General features: G+C 66.6%; 21 protein-coding genes. 8 read left to right on the forward strand and 13 right to left on the reverse strand.

Annotation, left to right across the window (positions count from 1 at the left end; genetic code table 11):
• Window positions 1-3: 3 nt before the first annotated feature.
• Window positions 4-528 (reverse strand): DUF6328 family protein, encoded by a 525-nt coding sequence (locus LFT46_RS00745; protein ID WP_236800519.1) that lies wholly within the window; start codon window positions 526-528, stop codon window positions 4-6.
• 220 nt (window positions 529-748) lie between these two features.
• On the opposite strand from LFT46_RS00745, the gene LFT46_RS00750 reads away from it, so the two are divergent.
• From LFT46_RS00750 to LFT46_RS00760, 3 genes are all read left to right on the forward strand, one after another.
• Window positions 749-1,648 (forward strand): SDR family oxidoreductase, encoded by a 900-nt coding sequence (locus LFT46_RS00750; protein ID WP_236820985.1) that lies wholly within the window; start codon window positions 749-751, stop codon window positions 1,646-1,648.
• Between the two features lie 53 nt (window positions 1,649-1,701).
• The gene (locus LFT46_RS00755) at window positions 1,702-2,064 is read left to right on the forward strand and encodes a hypothetical protein (RefSeq protein ID WP_236820987.1); all 363 of its coding nucleotides are present in this window, start codon (window positions 1,702-1,704) and stop codon (window positions 2,062-2,064) included.
• Between the two features lie 239 nt (window positions 2,065-2,303).
• Window positions 2,304-3,197 carry a glycosyltransferase gene (locus tag LFT46_RS00760; RefSeq protein ID WP_236820988.1) on the forward strand — a complete coding sequence of 298 codons (894 nt, stop codon included), beginning with the start codon at window positions 2,304-2,306 and terminating at the stop codon, window positions 3,195-3,197.
• 845 nt (window positions 3,198-4,042) lie between these two features.
• Here LFT46_RS00760 and LFT46_RS00765 read toward each other — a convergent pair.
• The 9 genes from LFT46_RS00765 to LFT46_RS00805 all read right to left on the reverse strand — a co-directional run bounded on the left by LFT46_RS00765 (window position 4,043) and on the right by LFT46_RS00805 (window position 13,453).
• Complete coding sequence (locus LFT46_RS00765) at window positions 4,043-5,044, reverse strand: sugar phosphate isomerase/epimerase family protein (RefSeq protein ID WP_236820993.1); 1,002 nt, start codon at window positions 5,042-5,044, stop codon at window positions 4,043-4,045.
• 26 nt (window positions 5,045-5,070) lie between these two features.
• On the reverse strand, window positions 5,071-6,264 hold the full coding sequence (locus LFT46_RS00770) for a Gfo/Idh/MocA family protein (RefSeq protein WP_236820996.1): 1,194 nt from the start codon (window positions 6,262-6,264) through the stop codon (window positions 5,071-5,073).
• A 46-nt stretch (window positions 6,265-6,310) separates the two neighbouring features.
• A complete protein-coding gene (locus LFT46_RS00775) occupies window positions 6,311-7,429 on the reverse strand; it encodes a Gfo/Idh/MocA family protein (RefSeq protein ID WP_236800526.1) in 1,119 nt (372 codons plus the stop codon).
• The gene (locus tag LFT46_RS00780; protein WP_236800527.1) at window positions 7,426-8,172 is read right to left on the reverse strand and encodes a sugar phosphate isomerase/epimerase family protein; all 747 of its coding nucleotides are present in this window, start codon (window positions 8,170-8,172) and stop codon (window positions 7,426-7,428) included. The genes LFT46_RS00775 and LFT46_RS00780 overlap by 4 nt, the downstream gene beginning before the upstream one ends.
• Before the next feature lie 42 nt (window positions 8,173-8,214).
• The gene (locus tag LFT46_RS00785; protein WP_236800528.1) at window positions 8,215-9,105 is read right to left on the reverse strand and encodes a carbohydrate ABC transporter permease; all 891 of its coding nucleotides are present in this window, start codon (window positions 9,103-9,105) and stop codon (window positions 8,215-8,217) included.
• Window positions 9,105-10,067 (reverse strand): carbohydrate ABC transporter permease, encoded by a 963-nt coding sequence (locus tag LFT46_RS00790; protein ID WP_236800529.1) that lies wholly within the window; start codon window positions 10,065-10,067, stop codon window positions 9,105-9,107. Before LFT46_RS00790 ends, LFT46_RS00785 begins: the two co-directional genes overlap by 1 nt.
• Before the next feature lie 12 nt (window positions 10,068-10,079).
• Window positions 10,080-11,408, reverse strand: a complete 1,329-nt coding sequence (locus LFT46_RS00795) for an ABC transporter substrate-binding protein (RefSeq protein WP_236800530.1) — start codon at window positions 11,406-11,408, stop codon at window positions 10,080-10,082.
• Window positions 11,409-11,528: 120 nt separating this feature from the next.
• The gene (locus tag LFT46_RS00800) at window positions 11,529-12,359 is read right to left on the reverse strand and encodes a hypothetical protein (RefSeq protein WP_236800531.1); all 831 of its coding nucleotides are present in this window, start codon (window positions 12,357-12,359) and stop codon (window positions 11,529-11,531) included.
• On the reverse strand, window positions 12,356-13,453 hold the full coding sequence (locus LFT46_RS00805; protein ID WP_236820998.1) for a Gfo/Idh/MocA family protein: 1,098 nt from the start codon (window positions 13,451-13,453) through the stop codon (window positions 12,356-12,358). The genes LFT46_RS00800 and LFT46_RS00805 overlap by 4 nt, the downstream gene beginning before the upstream one ends.
• Window positions 13,454-13,645: 192 nt before the next feature.
• Here LFT46_RS00805 and LFT46_RS00810 point away from each other — a divergent pair, with 192 nt between their 5' ends.
• Complete coding sequence (locus tag LFT46_RS00810; RefSeq protein WP_236821000.1) at window positions 13,646-14,863, forward strand: ROK family transcriptional regulator; 1,218 nt, start codon at window positions 13,646-13,648, stop codon at window positions 14,861-14,863.
• Between the two features lie 30 nt (window positions 14,864-14,893).
• Here the strand turns inward: LFT46_RS00810 and treS are convergent, their stop codons facing one another.
• Window positions 14,894-17,170 carry a maltose alpha-D-glucosyltransferase gene (treS, locus tag LFT46_RS00815; RefSeq protein ID WP_236821001.1) on the reverse strand — a complete coding sequence of 759 codons (2,277 nt, stop codon included), beginning with the start codon at window positions 17,168-17,170 and terminating at the stop codon, window positions 14,894-14,896.
• A gap of 277 nt (window positions 17,171-17,447) precedes the next feature.
• Here treS and LFT46_RS00820 point away from each other — a divergent pair, with 277 nt between their 5' ends.
• Window positions 17,448-18,332 carry a GAF domain-containing protein gene (locus LFT46_RS00820; protein WP_236821003.1) on the forward strand — a complete coding sequence of 295 codons (885 nt, stop codon included), beginning with the start codon at window positions 17,448-17,450 and terminating at the stop codon, window positions 18,330-18,332.
• Complete coding sequence (locus tag LFT46_RS00825) at window positions 18,329-19,237, forward strand: SGNH/GDSL hydrolase family protein (RefSeq protein WP_236821005.1); 909 nt, start codon at window positions 18,329-18,331, stop codon at window positions 19,235-19,237. Before LFT46_RS00820 ends, LFT46_RS00825 begins: the two co-directional genes overlap by 4 nt.
• 36 nt (window positions 19,238-19,273) lie before the next feature.
• Here the strand turns inward: LFT46_RS00825 and LFT46_RS00830 are convergent, their stop codons facing one another.
• Window positions 19,274-20,626 (reverse strand): uracil-xanthine permease family protein, encoded by a 1,353-nt coding sequence (locus LFT46_RS00830; RefSeq protein ID WP_236821007.1) that lies wholly within the window; start codon window positions 20,624-20,626, stop codon window positions 19,274-19,276.
• Window positions 20,627-20,826: 200 nt separating this feature from the next.
• Between LFT46_RS00830 and LFT46_RS00835 the strand changes: the two genes are divergently transcribed.
• Together LFT46_RS00835 and LFT46_RS00840 are read left to right on the forward strand one after the other, a co-directional pair.
• On the forward strand, window positions 20,827-21,432 hold the full coding sequence (locus LFT46_RS00835; protein ID WP_236821009.1) for a malonic semialdehyde reductase: 606 nt from the start codon (window positions 20,827-20,829) through the stop codon (window positions 21,430-21,432).
• A gap of 180 nt (window positions 21,433-21,612) precedes the next feature.
• The gene (locus tag LFT46_RS00840) at window positions 21,613-22,155 is read left to right on the forward strand and encodes a 2'-5' RNA ligase family protein (protein ID WP_236802978.1); all 543 of its coding nucleotides are present in this window, start codon (window positions 21,613-21,615) and stop codon (window positions 22,153-22,155) included.
• Here the strand turns inward: LFT46_RS00840 and pgm are convergent.
• Window positions 22,152-23,816 (reverse strand): phosphoglucomutase (alpha-D-glucose-1,6-bisphosphate-dependent), encoded by a 1,665-nt coding sequence (gene pgm, locus LFT46_RS00845; protein WP_236821011.1) that lies wholly within the window; start codon window positions 23,814-23,816, stop codon window positions 22,152-22,154. The two genes, LFT46_RS00840 and pgm, sit on opposite strands and share 4 nt — an antisense overlap.
• Window positions 23,817-24,037: the final 221 nt, after the last annotated feature.

Genomic DNA, 24,037 nt, shown 5'->3' on the forward strand with positions numbered 1-24,037 from the left:
GTCTTAACCCTCCTTCGCGGCGGCCGGGGGAAGCGCCCTGCCGCTGGCCAGCTTGTTCAGCCGAAGCGGGACGAACACCAGCATGACCACCATGACGCCCAGCAGCGCCCCGCCTGCGGCGACCCCCGCGGACCGGCCGGCCGCGACATCGAACACCAGGGCGGCAGTGCCGGCGCTCAGCAAGGCGATGCCGCCAAGGGCAATCTTGGTGATGGTATCGGCGCTGGAAACCAGCATCTCCTTGAGCCGCTTCCGGAAGAGCCGCCGGTGCACGCTGACCGGAAGGAGGATGAAGGCGGTGGTCAGTGCGGCGATCACCACGTTGGTGAGGTAGAGGCCAACCTCCCAGTCGTCCAGCTTTTCGAAGCGCTGCTGGAACGGCAGCGTCAGCAGGAAACCGGCCAGGATCTGCACCCCGGTCTGCAGCACGCGCAACTCCTGCAGGAGTTCCGCCCAGTTACGGTCCATTTGCTCTTCACGGGTCTCATTCCGCCCCGTCCGGCCCGTATAGTCCTCAACTTCAGACATGCGGCTCTCCTTCCACTCCGGCCACGTCCAGGCCTTCTTTCTACTCCTCCCATACCCAGAAACAAGGCCGGCCGTTGCGCCTGCGACGACATTTGATAAGTTTACTGATTATTACCTTGGAGTGGTGGACTTGTTCCGCCACTCCCGATAGCTTCGAAGGGCCGGAGCGCGGCGGTGCTCTTCCCGACCGAACAGGTCAACCGACACAGGCAGGCGGACTATGAGCGACACGGACAAGCAGACAGACCAGCCAAAGGATCCGCGCGGCGGCTACCACTCGGGTCCGTTCCCGGAGCAGGAACAGAAACAGCCCGGACTCACTGCGCCCATGGACCCCAAACCGGACCACGGGGAGCACAGCTACAAGGGGAACGGCAAGCTCGAAGGGAAAGCCGCGCTCATCACCGGCGGGGACTCCGGCATCGGCAAGGCCGCGGCCATCGCCTTCGCCCGCGAAGGGGCCGACGTCGCCATTTCCTACCTCCCAGAGGAGGAAGGCGACGCGCAGGACACCGCAGAGTGGATCCGGAAAGCCAGCCGCCGCGCTCTCCTCCTTCCCGGCGACGGACGCGAAGAGGAATTCAGCACCCGCATCGTGGAGGAGACCGTATCTGAATTCGGCCGGCTCGATGTCCTGGTGCTGAACGCGGCATACCAGAAGAACCGCGAGAGCCTGGAGACGCTTCCCACCGAGGAGTTTGACCGGGTCTTCCGGACCAACCTCTACTCGCTGCTGTGGTCGGCGCGGGCTGCGGTCCCACACCTGAAGGCGGGGGCCTCGATCATCACCACTGCCTCCATCCAGGCCTTCAACCCCTCGCCCGGGCTCATCGACTACGCCATGACCAAGGCGGCGCAGGTGGCCTTCACCAAGGCCCTGGCCCAGGAACTGGGACCCAAGGGAATCCGCGTCAACGCGGTGGCCCCCGGTCCCATCTGGACGCCGCTGATCCCCGCCACCGAGTGGCCGGACAAGCTCCCGTCCTTCGGGCAGGACACACCCCTGGAACGCGCGGGGCAGCCCGCGGAGCTCGCAGCGGCCTACGTGCTGCTTGCCTCCGAGGACGGCTCCTACATTTCCGGGGCAGTCCTGCCGGTCACCGGCGGCAAGGGGCTGTAGCCCACAAAAGTTCACCAGGCCAGCACCATCGGCAAAGCACAACAGGAGGAACCATGACGCAGGAAAACCAGCAGGCTGAACCCGAGACCGCTCCCGGCGGCTACGGCACCCCCACCGCCGAGCAGGAGGCGGCCGGCACGCAGGGAGGCCAGCAGTCCGGCGGCGGTGGCACTTCTTCGGGCGGCACGGACACCAACGAGCCGCAGTCGGGCACAGGCCAGAACCCCGTCCCGCACGACATGGACCTTCCCTCCAGCGCCGCGGACATCGATGAGGCGAATGACGATTCCCAGGGGTCGGCAGCGGTCTCATCCGAGTCCGGCCAGGAAGCAGCCGGCATCCCCGACGGAAGCGGCAACGACCTTCCGCAGGAGGAATCGCCCAATGACGACGACGAGAGCTTCGACGCCGGATAAGCCATCCTGATCCATAAGGCCCCCGCTTCCCTGCCGCCCGGCAGCGGAGGCGGGGGTTTTGCCGTTCCGGGAGGGCCGGGTCCCGGCCCACGGAGCTGTGGCGCGGGACGGCCACGCGAATACATCCCGCACGGCTGGGTACGGACCACACGAAACCAACTCGCCGGCAACGGGCAGCAGCAACACGTTGGGCTGCCCCGTCGGCGCCAACTTCGACGCCAGGAAGGTGGACCGTGGGCATGAGGTTTTCGGAGCGGTGGGCGCAGCAGCAGGACCGGCCGGACCAGGCTGTGGTGGATGTGCTGGTGCCCACCTGCAATCGGCCGGCCGAACTCGCCGTCACCCTCGCCGGACTGGCCGCGCAGCAGGAACCCGCGTTCGCCGTCGTGGTCAGCGACCAGTCAGCGGGGCAACCTGCCTGGGAACACCCGGCCGCCGCCGCGATGGTGCGGGTGCTTGAGGCGCAGGGCCGGCCCGTCATGCTGCTGCGCCACCTCCCGCGCCGGGGACTGGCAGAGCACCGGCAGTTCCTGCTGGACCAGTCCACCGCGGACCAGTGCCTCTTCCTTGACGACGACGTCTGGCTGGAACCGGGCGCCCTGGCACGGCTGAGCCTGGCGCTTGACGAACTGCAGTGCGGTTTTGTCGGAATGGCGCCCCAGGGCCTGTCCTTCCTGGACGACCGCCGGCCACACCAGACGGCAAACTTCAAGGCCTGGGCCGGCCCCGTGACGCCGGAGCGCGTCCGGCCGGGAACCCCGGAATTCGAACAGTGGCCGCTGCACAGCGCCGCCAACCTCAGCCACCTCAGCGCCGAACTGTCGCTGCAGCCCGGCCAGTGGGTGCCGTACCACGTCGCATGGCTGGGCGGGTGCGTGCTGTACCGAAGGGAAGCACTGAACGACGCCGGCGGGTTCCGGTTCTGGACCAGCCTTCCCGACGGGCACGCGGGGGAGGACGTGGTGGCCCAGTGGCAGGTCATGGAACGGTACGGCGGCGCAGGCATCCTGCCCTCTGGCGCGGTCCACCTGGAATCACCCACCACCGTAACGGACCGCGCCGTGGAGGCGTACGACGTCGTCCTTGGCCAGGAGTCGGCGCGCACGCCCCAGTCGAGCGGGTATGCCACGTAGGCGAAGCGCTGGGAGTCCGGCGACCAGCTGTTGACGTTGAGGGTGCCCTGCCCACCGAATGCCGGCCACGTGTGCAGCGGCGCGGTCCAGTCGCTGGTGGACACAAGGACGACGTCGACCGGCAGGTCAGCGGGGTGGCCTTGGGTTCCGGCGGGGAAGCGGACGTAGCTGGCCAGCCTGCCGTCAGGGGACAGGTGCGGGAACCAATCGACGGTGCTGCTGTTCAGCAGCCGCTCGAACCCGCTGCCGTCCGGACGGACCCGGGCAAGCTGGGCATGCCCGGGAATGGTGCTGAAGGACTCGGTGTTGAGGTACAGCCAGTTCCCGTCGGGCGCGTACTCGGGCCCGTCGCAGTGTCCTGGGCCGACCTCCACATCGTGGGGAGCTCCGCCTGCTGCCGGGATGGTCCGCAGCCGGCCGGGTTTGCTGAAGTCGCCTGCTGCGATCTCCATGTACGCCAAGTGCCGGCCGTCGGGGCTGACGCCGTGCAGGAAGTGCCAGGAGCCGTCATCGTCCGTGATCCTGGTGGCTGGGCCGCCCGCAAGGGGTGCCCGATAGATATGGCCGTCCTCGCCCGAGAGGAAGATGTGGCCACCGTCAGGGTCCAGGACGTGGTCGTTGTTGAGTTCCGGAATACCCGTAAGCGGAACCTCGCTGAGGGAGCTTTCCCTCAGATCGAACCGCCACAGCCTGCCAGCCCCGTTGAGGATCAGAGCCCGGCCGTCCAGTGTCCAGTTAGGTGCCTCAAGGAGCATATTCCCCGTGGAGTATGCCCGTTCCGCTTCCCCTGAGACCGAGGCAACCCATACTTCGCAGCGCTGGCCCGGCTGAAGCCCGCGCACGCGCTAGTCCTTGCTGCTGAACGCGGCGTCGAAGCTGGTTTGGGAGGCGGGAAAGTCGTATTTCTTGAGGGCGGCGAGGGCTTCGGGGGCCCCGTGGAGGCGGTCCATGCCGGCGTCTTCCCATTCGATGCTGATGGGGCCGTCATAGCCGATGGCCGTCAGGGCGCGGAAGGAGGCTTCCCAAGGGACGTCGCCGCGGCCGGCGGAGACGAAGTCCCAGCCGCGGCGGGGGTCGCCCCAGGGCAGGTGGGAGCCCATGACGGTGTTCCGGCCGGTCTGGCGGACCTTGGTGTCCTTGCAGTCCACGTGGTAGATCCGATCCTTGAAGTCCCAGATGAAGGAGACGGGGTCGATGCCCTGCCACATCATGTGGGACGGGTCCCAGTTCAGGCCGAACGCTTCGCGGTGGCCGATGGCTTCGAGGGTGCGCACGGTGGTCCAGTAGTCGTAGGCGATCTCGGACGGGTGGACTTCGTGGGCGAACCGGATGCCGTTTTCGTCGAAGACGTCCAGGATGGGGTTCCAGCGGTCGGCGAAGTCCTGGTACCCGGCATCGATGACTTTTTCCGGGACCGGCGGGAACATGGCCACGTACTGCCAGATGGAGGAGCCGGTGAACCCGACGACGGTGTCCACGCCGAGGGCCTTGGCGAGCCGGGCCGTGTGTTTCATTTCCTCGGCGGCGCGCTGGCGGACGCCTTCGGGGTCGCCGTCGCCCCAGACCTTGGACCCGACGATGGCCTGGTGGCGGAAGTCGATGGGGTCATCGCAGACGGCCTGGCCTTTGAGGTGGTTGGAGATGGCCCAGACTTTGAGGTTGTACTTGTCCAGGATTTCGAGTTTGGACTCGACGTAGCCGGGTTCGTCCCAGCGCCAGGCGTCCAGGTGGTCGCCGGAGACGGCGATTTCCAGGCCGTCGTAGCCCCAGCCGGAAGCAAGCTTTGCGACTTCTTCGAAGGGAAGGTCGGCCCACTGGCCGGTGAACAGGGTGAAAGGGCGGGGCATGAGGGGTCCTTAACTGGTGGGCGGTGCTACTGGCGGACGACGGTGAGGGTGCTTTTGTTGGCTGCGGATTCCTCCACCGCGTCCAGGACGTACTGGACGTTCAGGCCTTCTTCGAACGAGGGCGAAGGCTGGGTTCCGTCCTTGATCGCGGCGAGGAAGTCGCGGATCTGGTGGGTGAAGGTGTGCTCCCAGCCGATGATGTGGCCCTGCGGCCACCACGCCTCGAGGTAGGGGTGCTCGGGTTCGTTGACCAGGATCCTGCGGAAGCCCTGTTCGCGGACCGGAAGGGTGGCGTCCAGGAAACCGAGTTCGTTGAGGTTCTCCAGGTCGAACAACAGGCTGCCCTTGTCGCCGTAAATTTCGATCTGGAGGCTGTTTTTCCTGCCGGTGGCCACCCGGGAGACCTCCACTGAGGCGATGGCCCCGGAGGTGAGGGACAGCGTGGCCCAGGCGGCGTCGTCGACCGTTACGTCCTCTTTGGACCCGGAGCCGGCGCCGTTTCCGGCGGGACGCTGGTTGACGAAGGTATTGAGCCGGCCGCTGACCTCCGTGACCTGGTCGCCCAGGAGGAAGAGGACCTGGTCGATGGCGTGGGAGGCGATGTCGCCCAGGGCGCCGGAACCGGCAGTTTCCTTGCGCAGCCGCCACGTCATGGGCGCCTGGGCGTCGCTGAGCCAGTCCTGCAAATAGGCGGCACGGACGTGCCGGACCGTGCCGAGCCGGCCCTCAGCGATCAGTTCCTTCGCCAAGGCCAGGGCCGGGACGCGGCGGTAGTTGAAGCCGATCATCGACTGCACTCCCTTGGCACGGGCCTTGGCAGCGGCGGCCGTCATGAGTTCGGCCTCGGCCAGGGTGTTGGCCAGCGGCTTTTCCACCAGCACGTGTTTGCCCGCCTCCAGTGCGGCGATGGCGATCTCGGCGTGCATCCAGCCCGGCGCGCAGATGTCCACGATGTCGATGTCTTCCCGCGTGATGACCGTCCGCCAGTCCGTTGCGGACTCGGCCCAGCCATACTTGGCCGCCGCCTCCGCCACGGCGTCGGCGTCCCGGCCCACGAGGACTTTCTGCTCGAAGGCCGGGACGTCGAAGAAGCTGGCCACATTCCGCCACGCGTTGGAGTGGGCCTTGCCCATGAAGGCATAACCGATGGCAGCCACCCCCAACGGGCGGGAAGCCGGCCGGGAGGCCGGGGATTCGGACGGGTGAGCGGGTATGGTCATGATGCGTTCCTGGGTGCTTCCTGCTTGCTGGACTGGTCTTGCCGGGTTAGATCGTTGCGGTTTCCGGTGCCCAGTCCTCGGGGAGGGCGGGGGATGCCGGGGCCGAGCTTTCGACGTTGATGAACGTGCCGGAGTCGATGGATTCCGAGATGGAGACCATGGTGTCCAGGACGTGGTAGGCCAACTCGCCGGTGGCGCGGTGCGGGACGCCGGCGCGGAGGGAACGGGCCATGTCCAGCACGCCCATTCCACGGCCGTTGGCCGGCCCGGTGGCAGGAACGGTGGTCCAGTCCTCGTCACCGGCGCGCCAGAGCTTGATGTCACCGGTGAAGTAGTTGGGGTCCGGCAGCGAAATGGTGGCCTCGGTGCCCGTGATTTCCACGAAGCCCATGCGGGTGCGCGGAGACTCGAAGGAGAAGACACTGTGCGAGGAGGCACCGGACTCGAACTGCGCCATCGCCGAAACGTGCGTGGGCACCTCGACCGTGAACTCCTCGCCCGCCTTGGGCCCGGAGCCGATCACGCGCACGTCCTTGGCCTTGGACCCGACGGCGGCCACCTTGCGGATGGATCCAAAGGCTTGGACCAGGGTGGTGAGGTAGTAGGGGCCCATGTCGAACAGGGGACCGGCACCGTGCTGGAAGAGGAACGCCGGGTTGGGGTGCCAGGACTCCGGACCGGGGGTCTGGAACGTGGTCATGGCCGTCAGCGGGGTTCCGATGTCACCGCGCCGGATCAGCCGCAGTGCGGTTTGCAGGCCCGCGCCCAGGAAGGTGTCCGGGGCACAGCCCAGGCGGATACCTGCGGCGTCGGCGGTCTTGAGCAGTCCCAGCCCGGATTCGCGGTCCAGGGAGAACGGTTTTTCGGTCCAGACGTGCTTTCCGGCGTTGACGGCGGCGGTGGCCACCTCCACATGCGCGGCGGGAATGGTGAGGTTGACGATGATTTCGACGTCGGGGTGGTTCAGGGCCTTGTCTACCCCGCCCCACTCGGCGATGCCGTACTCCTTGGCGCGGGCCTCGGCTGCTTCCTCGAAGAGGTCGGCGATGACGTGGACCTTCAGGTCCGGGAACGCCGTGAGGTTGTCCAGGTACTGCTTGCTGATCACGCCGGCGCCGATGACGCCGACGCCTACGGGTCCCTTGCGGGATGCTGTGGTGGTCATGCCTTGACTCCTTCGCCTGCGGCGTCAAGGAAGGACAGGCTTTGGGTGATGCCCTCGAAGATGTCGCCGGCGTAGTCGTCGAACTCCACGACGCCCACCTCGAGGGACTTCGCGGCTGCGATGACGTCCATGACGGGGACCTTGCCTTGCCCTGCCGGCTGCTGGGCCTTGTTGTCCTTGGTCAGCGGGCCGTCCTTGATATGGATGAACTTCACCCGGTCGCCGAGCCGCTGGAGGAGCTCAACAGGGTCCTGGCCACCGACGGCTGCCCAGTAGGTGTCCACTTCCAGGACCAGTTCCGGATCCAGCAGGGACTCGAAGTACTCCAGGGCGGTGCGGCCCTCGATGGTGGACTCCAGCTCCCAGGCGTGGTTGTGGTAGCCCACTCGGATGCCGTATTCGGCGCCCTTCCTGGCGGCGGCGTTAAGCTTCGCTGCCGTGGCCTGGATGTCTTCGGCTTTCTGCCAGTGCTCGGCGGGCAGGAACGGGTCGATGACGGTGGTGATGCCCAGCTCCTTGGCTGCCGAGAAAATCTCGTCCTGGTCCTGGCTCATGAGGGGTGCGTGGCCGGACGGGGCAGTGAGTCCGTTCTCCTTCAGGGCCGCGCCAAGTTCCTTGGCGGTGGCCACGAAGTTGTACGGCTCAACCTGGGTGTAGCCGATTTCGGCCACCTTCCTGATGGTTCCCGGGAGGTCCTCCGAAATGGCGTTGCGGAGGGTGTAAAGCTGCAGTGAGTAGGACATAAATTTCCTTTGTGGAGTGGTTGTTCAGGGGAAGTTGGGGTGTCAGCGTCCGGCGAGCGAGCCGCCGATGCCGCCGACGCTGAAGTACTTGTTCAAGGTGGCGAAGACGATCACGGGCGGGAGCATCATGACCACTGCCAGGGCCATGACCGAAGTCCAGTCCGTTGCGTTCTGCTGGAAGAAGGACTGCACACCCATGGGGAGGGTGAAGATTTCGTTGGAGCGCAGGAACACGATGGCTACCAGGTAGTCGTTCCAGGCCAGGAGGAAAGCGAAGATCGCGGTGGACAGGACGCCGGGCAGTGAGTTCCGCAGGACCACCCGGGTGAAGGACCCGAAGACGGAGCACCCGTCGATCCAGGAGGCTTCCTCCAGGCTGATGGGGATGGAATCGAAGTACGCCGCCATCATCCAGGTGGCCACGGTCATGGTGGAACCGACGTAGATGATGGTCAGGCCCAGGAGGTTGTCCACCAGGCCCATGCCGGCGAACAGGATGAACAGCGGCACCACCGAGGTGATGATGGGCAGCGACTGCATCACGAACAGCAGCAGCGAGTAGCCGGAGACTGCCTTGCTGCGGCCGCGGGAGAGGACGTAGCCGGCAGGCGCGGCGACGGCCACGGACACCACCACGGTGGAGAGGGTGGTGACCAGGCTGTTCTTGAGCCAGGTAGCGGCCAGGGTCTTGGAGAAGACATTGCTGAGGTTTTCGAAGGTGAAGCCGGTGGCAGTGCTGTTGGGTCCCGGCGTGAAGGCCAGGAGCACCGTGACCATGATGGGCACCAGGACGATTCCGGTGATGATCAGGATCGCCGCGAACCGCCACCAGCGGCCGCGCTGGCCGGCTTCCGACAGGGCCCTGCGCCGCTTGCCGGCATCAATGCCAAGAGACGGGCCGGATTCGGGATGGGCGTGGAGGACTGCGCTCATTATTCGACGCTCGACTTTCGGATCTGGCGGTACAGGATGACCGAGATGACCACCAGGGTCATGGTCATGAGGAAGGCGATGGCGACGCCGGGGCCGGTGGCGAAGTCCTGGAACACGGTCCGGTAGGCCAGGACCACCAGGGACGTGGTGGCGTTGACCGGGCCGCCGCCGGTGAGCAGGTAGATGGTGGGGAAGTCGTTGACGCAGAAAATAGTCATCAGGATCCAGCTGATGTACGTGGAGCGGGCGATCAGCGGCAGGGTGATCTGGGTGAACTGCTGCCAGCGGCTGGCGCCGTCCATGCTCGCTGCTTCATAGACAGTGGTGTCCACCGACGCCAGTGCAGCCGAGATCATCATCATCATGAACGGAAAGCTGACCCAGACCTTGAACACCATCACCGTGATGGAGGCCAGGGTGGGGTCGGCCAGGAAGAGCGGGGTGCCCATGCCCAGGTTCCGGAACAGCGACGGGATCAGGCTGTCCGGGGTGGCCACCAGCCAGTTCCAGGCAGTGGATGAGACCACGATGGGAACTACCCAGGGCAGGAGCAACAGGACTTTGAACGTGCCGCCGGCCGGGATCTTGGTGCGCAGGAGCAGGGCCAGGCCCAGCCCCACCAGCCAGGAGCCGAAAACGCCCACAATGGTGAACCACAGCGTGAACTGGGCAGCCTTCCAGAACGCCGGCGAGGTCAGGACGGTTGCGAAGTTCTGCCCGCCCACGAAGTTGCCGGTCTGGAGCAGGTTTCCGTCGTGCGTTGCCTGGACGGCGGCGTAGATCAGCGGGTAGCCGTGGATCAGGACAAGGAGGACGACGGAGGGGAGCAGGAGCCAGAAGAATGTCCTGGTGGCCTGCGCCGAAAGCTTGCTCTTGCGTTTTCCGGGGACGGCCCCGGACCCGCCGGGGGCAATCCCGCGGCGGGCCCGGGACAGGCCGGACTGGGTGGTGGTGCTGGACATGGGCGGTTCGTCCTACTTCTTCAGGACCGATTCGAGGCCGGACTGGAAGGTCTGCAGGGCAGTCTTGGCGTCTGCCTTTCCGGTGATGATGGTCTGGCTGAACTGGTTCAGTGCCTGCCCGCCGTCGAGTGCTGCAAGGTTGGCGTTCAGCTTGCTGCCCTGGGCAGCGAAGGTCTTGGCGATGGGCTGCCAGTCCTTGACGATCTTGACGTTGTTGGGGTCGTTGGCGAACTCGGGAAGCTCGGTGATCGACTTGAAGACCGGAAGGGCGGACATCAGCTTCTTCTGCCACAGCTGCTTGAGCTGGCCCAGGTAGTACACCAGGAACTCCTCCGAGGCCTCCTGCGAGGGGGTGTTGGTGTACATCATGATGTTGTTGGGGAAGACGATGGTGGCCTTGTCGCCGTGTGGTCCGGTGATGGGGTCTGCCACCAGGAGGTCGCCGGAGGTGTCGCCGACGCGCTGCGGGACGTTCACCTGGAACAGGCCGTAGCCTGCCTTTCCATCCTTCCACTGCGCCGACATGTTGTCCGTGGTGTAGCTGACTGCGGCGGGATCAATGATGCCGTTGGACACAAGTTCCAGGACGAACTCCATGGCCTCGACGTTGCGGTCGTTCATCAGGTCCAGCTCGCCGTCCTTGTTCCAGACACCGCCGCCGTTGTTGACCATCATCATGATCATGGAGTGGTTGGCGTAGTTGTTGCCGGCGCCGGCTCCGGTGGTGAAGCCGAACGCGCCCACCTTTTTCAGGGCCTTGCCCGCTTCAAGGAGGGAGGGCCAGTCCGTGGGAAGTGCCACGTTGGCCTTCTCGAACAGGGACTTGCGGTACCAGAAAACGCGCATGTCCAGCTGCCACGGGACGGCGACGTAGCCCTTGTCCGACTTAAACGGGTCCAGCACGCCGGGCAGGAAATCGTCGAACTGGCCGTTGGCCTTCAGCTTCTCGATAACCTTGTCCGCGTAGGCGATCTGGCCCTGCTGCTCGAACTGGAACGCCTGGAAGCCGCCGCCCGTGGACACAGCCGGGCCGGTCTTGGAGGCGATCGCCGAGGAGAAGGTCTGGTAGAAGTTGTTCCACTGGATGATCTGGTAGCTCGCCTTGGCGCCGTTGGCACCGTTGAAACCTTCCGCGATGCCCTTGGCGGCGTCGTTGTAGGCCGGTGTTGCCCACGGCATGTCCCAGAACTTCACGGTCCCGCCGGCTCCGCCTCCGCCGCCGCCCTGTGACGCCGAACCGCCGCCGCAGGCCGCGAGGAGGGGTGTTGCGGCAGCGGCAGCCGTCAGGCCCAGGAAACCGCGCCGGGAGAAGGAGCGGCGCTGTTCGGAAGTTGCGTTCATGATGTGTCCTTTCGGGACCGCTTGCGCTGAGCGCCGTTGGTGCGGTCCTGCTCATCGTTGAGAGTGGAGGTGGGACTGGATTGTTGGGTTGTGCTGTTCGGTTGCGTATCGGTGGGCTGGTTACGTGGCAGCGAGGGTTGCGTAGAGGTCGGTCAGCTGGGCGAACCCGGCCAGATCGTCCGGGCTGGTGCCGGCGCGAAGATGGTCCTTCAGGCGCCGCCACGCTGACCGGTGGGCGGATTCGTAAAGCGTGGGAAGCAAAAGTTCGCCTTGGGTCCCGGTGACCCGGACTTTCGCCGGCCAGGCGGCGTCCGGATCGGGAACCTGGACGCTGACTCCGCCGTCGGCGGTGTAGAGGCGGATATCGACGCCGGCCATTCGGGCCGAGGTCAGCACGCCCTGGGCGGTGAACGGGGCTCCATTGGCCAGCCTGCCGCGCACCGCGTACCCGGTGGCGCCGCTGTGCAGGACCCGCACGCCGTCGAGCGGCCCGCAAACGGCCAGCAATGCGGCGAGATGGTCGACCAGGAGCCGCTGCGGATCCGTGCCGGGAGCCGCCGTCGCCACACTGTCCAGCAGTGAGGCGGTACCGGCGGCGCTGCGCACCGCATCACGGGCGTCGGGTTCCGTGGGATCACCCACCAGGGCCGGATTGGAGGCCCAGCGGAGGTCAAGGACGACGGCGGTTCCTGCGGCGCCTGCCGCTGCGGCCAGTTGCGTGGTGTCTTCGGGAGCAGGGTTGGCCACCACGATCCCGCGGGCGCCCGCCGCGACGGCATTTGCGGCCTCGGCGGTCCAACCGGGCTCGCCCGCGATCACCAGCACATCCGCGGTGCCCTGCCGGCTGTCCTGGGCGGGACCGAAGGTTTCAGGCAGTGAAGCCATGGTTTGGGTGACAGCGCCGGCTTCCCGGGCCCCGGTGCCCGCCGAAACTGTGTACTGGCCGCTCATGCCATAACTCCTGCTTTTTCTGCGGCGCCGGCGTGTGCTGCCGCGGCGCTTGCCACCGTTGCTTCGGCGATGGCCAGGGCGAACGTGAGGTCGTCGATCAGGGTTTGGGTGGAGGGGGCCCGGCGGGTTCCCGTGGCGAGCCCGGCGAGTTCACGCCATTCGCCCTCGTAGCCGTTGTGGCCGTACGGGCCAAAGCCGGTGGTTTCGGTACCTTTGCCACGGGAGATGGTGGCGACGGCGGAGCCGGCCTGGACATAGGACGGCGTGAAGTCGATGTGCAGGGCCGCATCATCCCCGATGGCCTCGAAGGTCCATTCCGGCTTCCAGGTGCTGTTCATGACGGCCCGCAGTTCGATAACGCGGGTGGGAGTGCGGAGCGAGACTGCGTAGCCGAACGGGCGGACGTGGAACGCGTGGAGGACCTCTACGTCGGCGAAGTCGGGCGTGAACCGGCGGACCAGGGGCAGGTCGTGGATGGCCAGGCCCATGATTCCGCCCTGCAGTGCGCCCTTGATGACCTCGATGTCCGAGTAGTCAGGGTTGCCTGCGGTGGGCCGGGTAATGATTTCCGTTGCGAAATCCTCGAACCGCGCATTGGGCGGCAACACGATCGAAGAGCGGATGGTGTGGACCTGCTCCGGGAGGTCACCCCAGTTCTGTTCGGCCGCCAGCCAGCCGGGATCGAACATGTGCATGGCGCCGACGACGATCGGAACGCCGGTTTCGGTGCTGACGGCCGAGATGCGGGCTGCTTCTTCAGCATTCATGGCGAAGGGCTTTTCGCAGAGGACTGCCTTCTTGCCGGCCCTGCAGGCGGCGATGACCTGGTCTGCGTGGAACTGGTGCGGGCTGCAGATCGCCACGATGTCTACGCCGGGGTCCGCCAGCAGGGCCTCCATGCTGGTACCGGCCACGGCGCCGACACGGGCGGCCACGGAGGAAGCGACGGCAGAGTCCACATCCATGATGTGCCGCACTTCCAGGATGTCCTGGAGGCGGGCCAGGGCCGGGAGGTGGATGGCTTGGGTGACCGGTCCGGCGCCGAGGATGCCGACGCCGAGGGGGCGGCCTGCGGGCGCTGCGTGCTGGGACAAGTTCCTACCTCTTTGTAAGCGGACTCCGGGATGCTGGGCCATCACTGCGGCCGATGCCAGGCATCGGATTCGCAAATGTGCCGTGAGTCACAACCTAGGACTACTTTTGACACGCGTCAAGCAAAAGTTGTTTGTTGCGCGTCCTTCTTCTGCTGTGATGACAGTAGTAAGTAAGAGTGTTATGACTTAGACATGACTCAAGCCACGGGGAGACAGGCCGCGAAAGACGCTGACGTCGGCAGCCTGTCGCGTGCGGGCGACCTCTTCCAGCTGCTCCGGGACGGCAGGGCCCGTACCCGTGCGGAGCTGGCCCTGACCACGGGGCTGGCCCGTTCCACCGTCGCTTCCAGGATCGACGCCTTGATGCTGTCCGGCCTGGTGGGTCCGGCAGGGGAGGCGCTCTCCAGTGGCGGCAGGCCGCCGTCGCGCTTTGCCTTCAACCCTTCCGCCCGCCTGGTCCTGGCGGTGGACGTGGGCGCCACGCATGTCATCGTGGCGGTCACCGACCTTGGCCGAGCCATCCTCGCCGAACACCGGCTGGCCCAGCAGGTGGCCGACGGGCCGGAGGTGGTGCTGGACCGGGTGGTGGCGCAGGGCAAGGAGCTGCTGGCGTCAGTGGGACGCAGCGTGGGGGAGCTCGCCGGCATCGGTATCGGGCTGCCCGGCCCGGTGGAACACGACACCGGCAAGCCGGTGAAGCCGCCCATCATGCCGGGGTGGGACGGGTTCGACGTAGTCAGCTACGTCCAGCGGTCCCTGCCGGTCCACGTGCTGGTGGACAACGACGTGAACATCATGGCGCTGGGGGAGCAGTCCGCGCACTGGCCCGAGCACAGCAACTTCTTCTTCGTGAAGGTGGCCACCGGCATTGGCTCCGGAATCATCAGCAACGGGGAACTGCAGCGCGGCGCCAACGGCACGGCCGGCGACCTGGGGCACGTCCAGGTGGCACGGGGCGCGGATGTCCTGTGTGCCTGCGGAAACTTTGGGTGCCTGGAGGCACTCGCGTCAGGTCCCGCCGTCGCGCGCTCCTTGAAGGAGCAGGGACTTGACGTGGCAATAGGCGCCGACGTGCTCCGGCTCGCCGCCGACGGCAACCTGCAGGCCATCCAGGCCCTGCGGCAGGCCGGACGGGACATCGGCGAGGTGCTGGCAACTGTGGTCAACCTGCTCAACCCGTCCGTCATCGTGGTGGGCGGCAGTGTCGGCGAGACGGGGGAGCACTTGGTGGCCGGAATCCGCGAGGTGGTGTACCGGCGCTCTCCGCCGCTGGCCACCTCGCACCTGCGCATTAACGTTTCGCGGGCCGGCGCCCATGCGGGCGTGCTTGGGGCCAGCCAGCTGGTCACCCAGTACGTCCTCTCGCCGGCCATTATCGAAGCGACGCTGACGGCCGCAGCAGTCGGGTAGCGCCGGGGTTTTCCGGCGCCACCCCCGGCGTTAGGCCTCGGCCTCCGGCTCAGGTGCCTCGGTCAGCAGCAGTGCAGTGCCGCCATAGGCGGGCAGTTCAAGGAAGAAGCTGTGCAGGTCGTCCACCTGGCCCACCGTCTCGCCGCTGAAGAGGTCCGTGACGTTGGCGCCGGACGGCAGCTCGTTGGACTGGATGCTGCCGGCGATGTCCTGCCCGGAGAAGTTGAGCGCCGTGACCTGCAGCCTGCCGTCCGTCAGCCGGTTCACCAGCACCAGTGCGCTGCGGTTGGAGACGTCCGGCACGTCCAGCAGGGTGCCGGTGGCGATCCCGTTGTCCTCGCGGACCGCAAGGATCCGCTGCAGCCTGCGCGCGAACGAGTCCGGGTCCTTCAACTGTTCTGGCAGTGGCCCGTAGAGGCTGCGGGCCCGCGGCATCCCGGCCGATGACGTGGTTGCGTCCGGGCTGGTTCCCATGAGGTCGTGGGCACCGCGGTTGATCCAGCGGGTATCGCCCTGGGACGTGAGTTCCCGGACCCTGCTGCGGTCCAGCGCCTGGATGCCGGTGAGGTCCCAGCCGGAAAGCGCGAAGACGCCGGGCTGCAGGGCGTTGTACATGGCCAGGAGCAGGTGGACGTCCCGGATCTGGGCTTCCTGCTCCGGGGTGACGGCGTCCGGGTCCTGGATTCCCAGGGCGGCCATGATGAAACTGACCGACGTGCAGGCAATGCCGTTGGTGGTGAACACGGCGTTGTAGGGCGCGTTTTCGCCGGTGAGCCGGTCCCGCAGGGTCTGCTGGACCTGCTCGGCCAGCTGTGCGCCGGTAAGTTCTTCGCCGTTGAGCTCAAAGATTTCGTCCCGGTGCCCGGCCGCGAAGTGCAGGAGTTCGTAGGTGAGCTCGTCATGGTTCTGCAGGGCATGCACCAGCGAGGCCTGGTCGACGCCGATTTCCAGGGACAGTCGGAGGGTCAGCCGAAGGAACTCGGTGTCCGCGGTGACCAGGGCATAGTGGTACGCCGGCCGGGTGATGAAGTCGTAGGACAGGTCCGGGCCGGACTCCGAGGTTGCCTTGATGTCGTCGATGGTCAAGTTCAGTTCCTGGAAGGAGAACCCGCCCACCTTGCGGATCATGGATCCGATGAGTTGGTTGGCGGCCTCGGAGAGCGGGTGGCCTTCGGACCAGCCGGGCTGTTCCTCTGCGCTCTTTTCCACGCCCAGGAAGCCGTTGGCGTCAAGGCGCAGCGCTCCGGTGCCAAGGTCCACGAGCGAGTGCAGGGCATCGCCGACCACGAGCCGCATTCCGGCGAACGTGGGGTCCAGCCAGTTGATGGAGGGCTGCCCGGCCTTGAAGTAGTGCAGGTAGACCCAGCGGCGGGTTTGGCCGGTGGTGTCCACGATGGGCCGGGTGACGCTCCAGTTGGTTTCCTTTACCCCGGGCTCGTAGAAGATGACCCGCTGCAGCCGGCCGATGATGTAGCCGGCCTTCTGCAGCGCCTGCTCGGCGTCGGGGCTGAGGTTGACCGAATCGGCACCTTCGGGGACGTCCGGGAGCAGGTTCCAGTCCTCTTCCGGGATATCGATCATGTGGTAAATCCCGGGGTAGTCCCGGAAGTTCATTTCGGCGAGCCGGAAGTCGGCTCCCTTGCCGGTGTGGCCGGGGACGATGTCGTCGATGATGGTGCCCTCGTGCTCAGCAGCCACCTCGCACATCCTGCGGAACTCTTCCTCGGTGCCGAAGACCGGGTCGATGGCCATGCTGATGCGGTCGAAGTGCCCGTCCACGCTGGGCGTGTGGGACCAGCCACTGATGCCGCCGGCAAGTTTCACGGGACCGGTGTGGATGCCGCGGATTCCGATTTCGCGGAAGGCCTTCCACATCTGCGGGTCTCCCAGTGCCGAGAGGAACGACTGGCCGGTGGGGGTGATGAAGGACAGCGGGTAGGCGGTGAACCACACGGAGGCGCGTTCGACGGCGGCACGGGGGTTTGGGTGCGCATACGAGTTTTGCCACATGCTGGCTTGGCCTGACAGCTGCCGGGCCAAGGTGTTCGCGTCCCCGAGCATGGCCTGGTTGCGCAGCCACTCCACATAGGCGGCGTTGCGCCCGTCGAATTCGAAGGATGGCCTGCTGCCGACGAACTGGCGCCGGCGGGCGATGGGCCGCAGTGCCTTCGGCCGGGCGGCAAAGAACTGCTCGTCGAAGTTGACGTCCAGTTCCGCTGCCTGCTCCGCAGCGCCCGCTTCCACTTCCCCGTTGCCTGCGGCTGTATCCGCTTCTGAAGTGTGCTCGCTGGTGCCCGGCTCCTGCATAAAGCTCCTCTTTCCATTGCTCGTTTCCGTGCTGGCATGGATGCTCCACGACCCCTTGCTCAAGGACAGGTACCCAAGCGAGCAGGGAGTATTCGGCGTTCCCTCTCCCGATGCTACTGCGCAGGGGGCCGGCGGAAGGGGACACCGGCGCGCCGCTCATCGGTAACCGGGCGAATCCCCCTTGTTTCCCCGCTATTCCCCACCGGGGTGCAATGGGGTCGTATTCTTGAATCAGAGGTTTTGCAGTGGGCCGAAGCGCTGATAGCAGGGCTGGAGCATGGCCGCTGATCCCACGGGGCAGGTTGGCTGGGGACCGCTTCCAGTTACCCCGGAGCCCGTTTTCGACAGCAAGGACGTTGAAGACTACCTCTGGGAAGTGACCCGCGACTTCATGACGGGTATCAAAGGTGAGCGCCGCAGCATCAGCTGGGCGGCCACCCTCTTTCGCCTGGGCAAGGCCCGCACCCTCGCGGCCAGTACCGAGCAGGCGCGCGAAGCGGACCGTGAGCAATGTTCCTTCGCCGATGGACCGGTGATGGAAGCCGTGCGCACTGGGGAATCCGTCCTGCTGTCAGATCTGAGCCGGGATCGCCGCTGGCCTGGGTATTCCAGTGCTGCCGCCGTCCACGGCGTGCAGTCCCTGCTCTCCGTCCCCATCCTCACCGAGGGTGCCACCAGCGCCGCCATCAACCTTTACTCACCGTCACCGCACACCTTCACCAGTGATGACCTGGTGCACAGCCAAAGCTACGCGCGGCAGGTGGCGCGGGCCCTGCGTGTTGTGGTCCGGGTGGCTGAGCGTGCGGAAACGACGGCGGGTCTCGCCGTCGTCCAAAGTTCCCTGGTCCTGGTGGACCTTGCGGTGCGCAGCCTCATGAACGAATACGGGCTCACCCGTGAGGGGGCGCTTCGGTTCCTGCAGACGCAGGCGCTGCACCACGAACTGGACCTCCGGGACGCGGCACTGAATGTGGTGGCCCCCAGCGGCATGGACCGTGGTGCCGGGCAGCCTTCCGGGCTGCGGCAGGAAACGTACGACGGCGTGTCGGAGCTCCCGCGGCCGTCGGCGGCGGGGCGTGACTTTCCAACCGGGTCGTCGCCCCGCAAGGACGCTGCGGCGGGGAAGGAACCCCCGTCCGCTGCAGAAGGGAGGACGGCATGACCATCGCGAAGCAGGAGCTGCGCTCCACTGCGGGAGGACCGGCCAAGCACCCCTGGCACCGGTTCGTCGCACTGGGGGACTCCTACACCGAAGGAATTGGCGACCCCGAACCGCAGAGCCTGGGCGGCCTGCGGGGCTGGGCAGACCGGGTGGCAGAGGAGCTGGCCGCCGGCCAGCCTGATTTCGCCTATGCCAACCTGGCCATCCGCGGCATGCTGCTGAAACAGATCCTGGACGGGCAACTGGCGCCGGCCCTGGCACTCAAACCCGACCTGGTAGCCATGTCCGGCGGTGGCAACGACATCGTGTTCCGCCACGGGGATCCGGACAAGCTGGCGGAAAAAATCGACGAGGCCGTGGGGGTCGTGACCGCCACGGGTGCCACCGTGCTGCTGTACGCCGGGCCCGACTGGGGGAATACGCCGGTCTTTGGCAAGATCCGTGGCCGCGTGGCCATCTACAACGAGCACCTGCACCGGATCGGGGCCAGGCACCACGCCATCATGGTTGACCTGTGGTGCCTGCCCGAGCTCCAGCACGCGCTGATGTGGGACCCGGACCGGCTGCACCTGTCCCCGCTGGGCCATCACTCTGTTGCCGTGGCCACCCTCAACGCCCTGGGCGTGGCGCACGCGCTCAAGCCGCTCCAGCCACGGCCGCTTCCGGCCCACGGGTGGACGCAGGCCCGGGCCGAGGACCTGGTGTGGGCGCGGCAGTATTTCGTGCCGTGGGTGCTGAAGCGGCTGCGCCCGCACCAGTCCGACGGCTCTTTGGCGGCGAAGCGGCCGCTGCCGGTTCCGGTGTTCGGCCTTGGCCGTCCAGGTCCGTTCCCGCCGGGCCACCAGGTCGCGGGCCTGCACGCCGGGATGGCGGGCGGCCCGGCACCGGAAGGACATGCGGCCTAGCTGCTACCCGACTGGCGTGCGGACGGGCAGGGTGGCTTAGCGCTTCTTCGGTGCGCGTTTCGCGGAGGCCTTCATCGCGGCCTTGGCCGCGGGAGGCAGCACTCCCTGCTCGGTTTCGGGTTCGGCCACCGTTCCCCGTGCCTTCGCCACCGCCTTCATGCCGTGGTAGATCACCAGTGCGGCAGCGGAGCCCAATGCGATGCCGGTGAACTTCAGGTCGCCGATGGTCCACGTGTAGTCGGCGATGCCGATGATCAGGGCCACGGCCGCGGTGGTCAGGTTGACGGGGTTGGAGAAGTTGACCTTGTTCTGCACCCAGATCTTCACGCCCAGGACGCCGATCATGCCGTACAGCATGGTGGCCGCGCCGCCCAGCACGCCTGCCGGGACGGTGGCAATCAGTTCGCCGAACTTCGGCGAAAAGCTGAGCAGGACGGCGAACATGCCCGCCACCCAGTAGGCCGCCGTCGAATACACCTTGGTGGCCGCCATGACGCCGATGTTTTCCGCGTAGGTGGTGGTGCCGGAGCCGCCGCCGAAGCCTGCCAGCATGGTGGCGGCACCGTCAGCCATCAGCGCGCGTCCGGAGACGCCGTCGAGGTTCTGTCCCGTCATGGCCGCAACCGACTTCACGTGGCCGATGTTCTCCGCCACCAGCACCAGGACCACCGGGACGAACAAACCCAGGACACCGATGTGGAACTCGGGGGTCTGGAAGTGCGGCAGGCCCACCCAGGCCGCGGCGTCCATCTTGTCGTACTTCACCTCACCGCGGAGCATGGCCACGACGTAGCCCACCACCACGCCCACCAGGATGCTGAGCCGGCCCAGGATCCCGCGGAACAGGACGCTGACCAGGATGATGGTGACCAGCGTGCCCAAGGCGGTGATGGGGGCAGCGTCGAAGTTCTGCTTGGCGGCGGGGGCCAGGTTCAGGCCGATCAGCGCCACGATGGCACCGGTGACGATGGGCGGCATCAGTCGGTTGATCCACCCGGCACCGAATTTCTGCACTACTGCGCCCACCAGGGCCAGGGTGGTGCCGGCCAGCACCACGCCGCCAAGCGCTCCGGGGATGCCGAACTGCGCCTGGGACGCGGTGATGGGCGCGATGAACGCAAAGCTTGAACCCAGGTAGCTGGGCACCCGGCCCTTGGTGATCACCAGGAACAGCAGCGTGCCGATGCCGGAGAAGAACAGCGTGGTGGCCGGCGGCATCCCGGTAATGATGGGAACCAGGAAGGTGGCGCCGAACATGGCCACCACGTGCTGCATGCCCACGCCAATGGTCAGCGGCCACGCCAACCGCTCGTCCGGGGCCACCACCTGGCCGGGCTTGATGTTTTTGCCGGTGCCGTGCAGCTTCCATTTGATTCCGAGCATGCTCATGGGAAGGGATGCCTTTCAGGGGGTGCCGCGAGGGGGCGAAGATCAACTCGCTCAAGAATACCGCCAAGTTTTTCGCGCAGCCCTGCTGTGTCCAAGGTCACCCGGCGTCACGGGAAGAGGAGGAAAGCACTTGAAGTTGCAACTATGGAAAGCAACAGAGGCCACCCCGGCAGGCGGGCGGCACAGCGAAAGGTAAGCCAATGACCATTGCCCATGACGAAGCGGTTATCGACTCGGCAGCCGTGGACGCCATCTTCGCCCAGGCCCGCACCGCCAACTCCTTTACCGGTGAGGTGACCGAGGAGCAGGCACAGGCCATCTACGAGCTCACCAAGTTCGGCCCCACCGCCTTCAACTCCCAGCCGCTGCGGGTCACCTACGTCCGCTCGCCCGAGGCCCGCGCCACGCTGGTGGACGCCCTGTCCCGCGGCAACCAGGCCAAGACGGCCTCCGCACCGCTGGTTGCCATCCTCAGCTACGACACCGACTGGGCCGGCAAATGGGACAACTTCCTCCCCGGCTACAACGCCCCCAAGGCCATGTACGACGCCGATCCTGACCTGGCTGCCGCCACCGGCAACAACAACGCGCACCTGCAGGCCGGCTACTTCATCCTGGCCGTCCGCTCCCTCGGCTTCGCCGCCGGCCCCATGACGGGCGCCGACTTCGACGCGATCGACGCCGCCTTCTTCCCGGCCGGCGACCAGAAGAGCTTCCTGGTGGTCAACATCGGCCAGCCCGGTGAAGAGGCCTGGGGCGAGGCAAAGCCGAAGTTCTCCTACGACGAGGCCGTCCGCACCGTCTAACGTCTGCCCCTCAAGAACCCCTAAACGCCCGCTCACTTTTGACGGTCTTTTAGGGAACGCCCGCTCACGATGGTGAGCGGGCGTTCGTTGTTTTACCGTCACATGTGAGCGGGCGTTGGAATATCCGTTGCCAAAAGTGAGCGGGCGTCGAAGGGGCGGGTGGGAGACTGGGGTATGGCGATGCGGAACCTGATCTTTGTGGCCTTCGTCGAGCCCGTGGCTGAGGGCCAGGTTTTCCCGCGGACTGACTGGCCGCTGCACATCACCCTGGTGAGGTTCGACGCCGGCAGCCAGGACAGTGCCGACATCGCCGAACGCATCGCCGGGCTGGCCCACGCTGCCGCCGCCGCGGCGCTCGGTGCCGGACTGACAGTGGGGAAGGACGCCGCTTTTGGCCGCAACGGCTCCGTCCCCGTCAACCTCGTGCAACCGCACCCAGCCCTGCAGGAACTGCACGAGCGGCTGGTGCAGGTGGTGACGGATGCCGGCGGCAGGATCCTCACCCCGCACCACACCCTGACCGGCTACCGCCCGCACGTCTCCCACCAGGCGGTCACGAACCAAACCAGCACCAGCCCGGCCACCGCAGAAACTGAGGCCAAGCGACTCCACCCGGGTGACGCCGTCGTGCTTGACCGTATTGCCCTGGTGGACATGGCCCCCGAGGGCGACCACACCATCAGGCGGATCCTCCGCCTCTGGCGCCTGGAAGGTGGAAGCTAGGCGATAACGCTGTCCACCAGTGCCTTGGCCTCGGCCTGCACCTGCTTCAGGTGCTCCTCGCCCTTGAAGGACTCGGCGTAGATCTTGTAGACGTCCTCGGTGCCGGACGGGCGGGCAGCGAACCAGGCGTTCTCGGTGACCACCTTCAGGCCGCCGATGGGCGCGCCGTTGCCAGGGGCCTCGGTGAGCTTGGCCGTAATGGTCTCGCCGGCAAGTTCGGTAGCGGTGACATCCGCAGCGGAAAGCTTGCCCAGCTTCGCCTTCTGCTCGCGAGTGGCGGCCGCGTCGATCCGTGCGTAGACCGGGGCGCCGAACTGGTCCGTCAGGCCCTTGTAGAGCTGGGACGGGGACTGGCCGGTCACGGCGGTGATCTCGGAGGCCAGCAGGGCCAGCAGGATGCCGTCCTTGTCCGTGGTCCACACGCTGCCGTCCAGCTTGTTGAAGGAGGCACCGGCGGATTCCTCGCCGCCGAATGCGCCTTCGCCGGACAGCAGGCCGGGGACAAACCACTTGAAGCCCACCGGAACTTCAACAAGCTTCCGGCCCAGGCTCTCGGCCACGCGGTCGATGATCGAGGAGGACACCAGGGTCTTGCCCACCACCGAGGCCGGGTTCCAGCCGCTGCGGTTGCGGTAGAGGTAGTCGATGGCCACGGCCAGGTAGTGGTTGGGGTTCATCAGGCCGCCGTCGGGGGTGACGATGCCGTGCCGGTCGGCGTCGGCGTCGTTGCCGGTGGCCACGTCGAAGGCCGGTTGCCCGGAAGCTGCGGCGTCGGACATGCGCTGGATCAGCGAGGCCATGGCGGACGGCGACGAGCAGTCCATGCGGATCTTCTCGTCCCAGTCGAGTGTCATGAAGGCCCACTGCGGGTCCACCGTGGGGTTCACCACGGTGAGGTCCAGGTGGTGGCGCTCGGCGATCTCGCCCCAGTAGTCAACGGAGGCGCCGCCCATGGGGTCCGCGCCGATCCGGACGCCCGCGTTGCGGATAGCGTCCAGGTTCAGGACGGACGGAAGGTCGTCCACATAGCTGCTCAGGAAGTCGAACTTTCCGGTGGTGTCCGCGGCCTGGGCTTCCGCCAGCGGGATCCGCTTCACGCCGCGCAGTCCGTTTTCCAGCAGTTCGTTGGCGCGGTTGGCAATCCAGCCGGTGGCGTCCGAGTCAGCGGGGCCGCCGTGCGGAGGGTTGTACTTGAAGCCGCCGTCGGCCGGTGGGTTGTGGCTGGGCGTGACCACAATGCCGTCAGCCTGCGGTGCACCCTGTGCCGCCTTGCGGTTGTACGTGAGGATGGCATGGCTCAGCGCCGGGGTGGGGGTGTAGCCGTGGCGGGCGTCGACCAGGACCTGGACTCCATTGGCTGCCAGCACCTCCAGGGCCGAGTTCTGTGCCGGCTCGCTCAGCGCGTGCGTGTCCTTGGCCAGGAACAGCGGGCCGGTGACGCCCTGCGCTGCCCGGTATTCGACAATCGCCTGGGTGATGGCCACGATGTGCTGCTCGTTGAAGGAGGCCTTGAGGCTGGACCCCCGGTGCCCGGATGTTCCGAACACCACGCGCTGCCCGGGATCACCAAGGTCCGGTGCGATGTCGTAATACGCGTCAAGGAGCGCAGTGATGTCAACAAGGTCCTGGGGTTGGGCAACTGTGCCCGCGCGGCTAGCCATGGCTCCAGCATGCCAGAACCTGGCAGGAGTCAAAACGACCCGCCCAAAATCCGGACCCTGTGACACGCCATGACGCCCACACCCAAGTAGTCCACCTGAGTACACGGCCCGGAAAGTACCTATATACCGGCGCTTTCCCGTCCTGCTAATTTCGAAAAAATTCCAGGAAGAAAACCGGAAGGAACGGACGACGGCGGGCCGCCGGCGTCATCCCATCGGCA

This window comes from Arthrobacter sp. FW306-07-I, assembly GCF_021800405.1.
GTDB lineage: Bacteria > Actinomycetota > Actinomycetes > Actinomycetales > Micrococcaceae > Arthrobacter.

Excerpts from the sequence above, each read along its gene's own strand:
- LFT46_RS00745 (WP_236800519.1), bottom strand. The coding sequence starts at position 528 with ATGTCTGAAGTTGAGGACTATACGGGCCGGACGGGGCGGAATGAGACC.
- LFT46_RS00750 (WP_236820985.1), top strand. The coding sequence starts at position 749 with ATGAGCGACACGGACAAGCAGACAGACCAGCCAAAGGATCCGCGCGGC.
- LFT46_RS00755 (WP_236820987.1), top strand. The coding sequence starts at position 1,702 with ATGACGCAGGAAAACCAGCAGGCTGAACCCGAGACCGCTCCCGGCGGC.
- LFT46_RS00760 (WP_236820988.1), top strand. The coding sequence starts at position 2,304 with ATGAGGTTTTCGGAGCGGTGGGCGCAGCAGCAGGACCGGCCGGACCAG.
- LFT46_RS00765 (WP_236820993.1), bottom strand. The coding sequence starts at position 5,044 with ATGCCCCGCCCTTTCACCCTGTTCACCGGCCAGTGGGCCGACCTTCCC.
- LFT46_RS00770 (WP_236820996.1), bottom strand. The coding sequence starts at position 6,264 with ATGACCATACCCGCTCACCCGTCCGAATCCCCGGCCTCCCGGCCGGCT.
- LFT46_RS00775 (WP_236800526.1), bottom strand. The coding sequence starts at position 7,429 with ATGACCACCACAGCATCCCGCAAGGGACCCGTAGGCGTCGGCGTCATC.
- LFT46_RS00780 (WP_236800527.1), bottom strand. The coding sequence starts at position 8,172 with ATGTCCTACTCACTGCAGCTTTACACCCTCCGCAACGCCATTTCGGAG.
- LFT46_RS00785 (WP_236800528.1), bottom strand. The coding sequence starts at position 9,105 with ATGAGCGCAGTCCTCCACGCCCATCCCGAATCCGGCCCGTCTCTTGGC.
- LFT46_RS00790 (WP_236800529.1), bottom strand. The coding sequence starts at position 10,067 with ATGTCCAGCACCACCACCCAGTCCGGCCTGTCCCGGGCCCGCCGCGGG.
- LFT46_RS00795 (WP_236800530.1), bottom strand. The coding sequence starts at position 11,408 with ATGAACGCAACTTCCGAACAGCGCCGCTCCTTCTCCCGGCGCGGTTTC.
- LFT46_RS00800 (WP_236800531.1), bottom strand. The coding sequence starts at position 12,359 with ATGAGCGGCCAGTACACAGTTTCGGCGGGCACCGGGGCCCGGGAAGCC.
- LFT46_RS00810 (WP_236821000.1), top strand. The coding sequence starts at position 13,646 with ATGACTCAAGCCACGGGGAGACAGGCCGCGAAAGACGCTGACGTCGGC.
- treS (WP_236821001.1), bottom strand. The coding sequence starts at position 17,170 with ATGCAGGAGCCGGGCACCAGCGAGCACACTTCAGAAGCGGATACAGCC.
- LFT46_RS00820 (WP_236821003.1), top strand. The coding sequence starts at position 17,448 with ATGGCCGCTGATCCCACGGGGCAGGTTGGCTGGGGACCGCTTCCAGTT.
- LFT46_RS00825 (WP_236821005.1), top strand. The coding sequence starts at position 18,329 with ATGACCATCGCGAAGCAGGAGCTGCGCTCCACTGCGGGAGGACCGGCC.
- LFT46_RS00830 (WP_236821007.1), bottom strand. The coding sequence starts at position 20,626 with ATGAGCATGCTCGGAATCAAATGGAAGCTGCACGGCACCGGCAAAAAC.
- LFT46_RS00835 (WP_236821009.1), top strand. The coding sequence starts at position 20,827 with ATGACCATTGCCCATGACGAAGCGGTTATCGACTCGGCAGCCGTGGAC.
- LFT46_RS00840 (WP_236802978.1), top strand. The coding sequence starts at position 21,613 with ATGCGGAACCTGATCTTTGTGGCCTTCGTCGAGCCCGTGGCTGAGGGC.
- pgm (WP_236821011.1), bottom strand. The coding sequence starts at position 23,816 with ATGGCTAGCCGCGCGGGCACAGTTGCCCAACCCCAGGACCTTGTTGAC.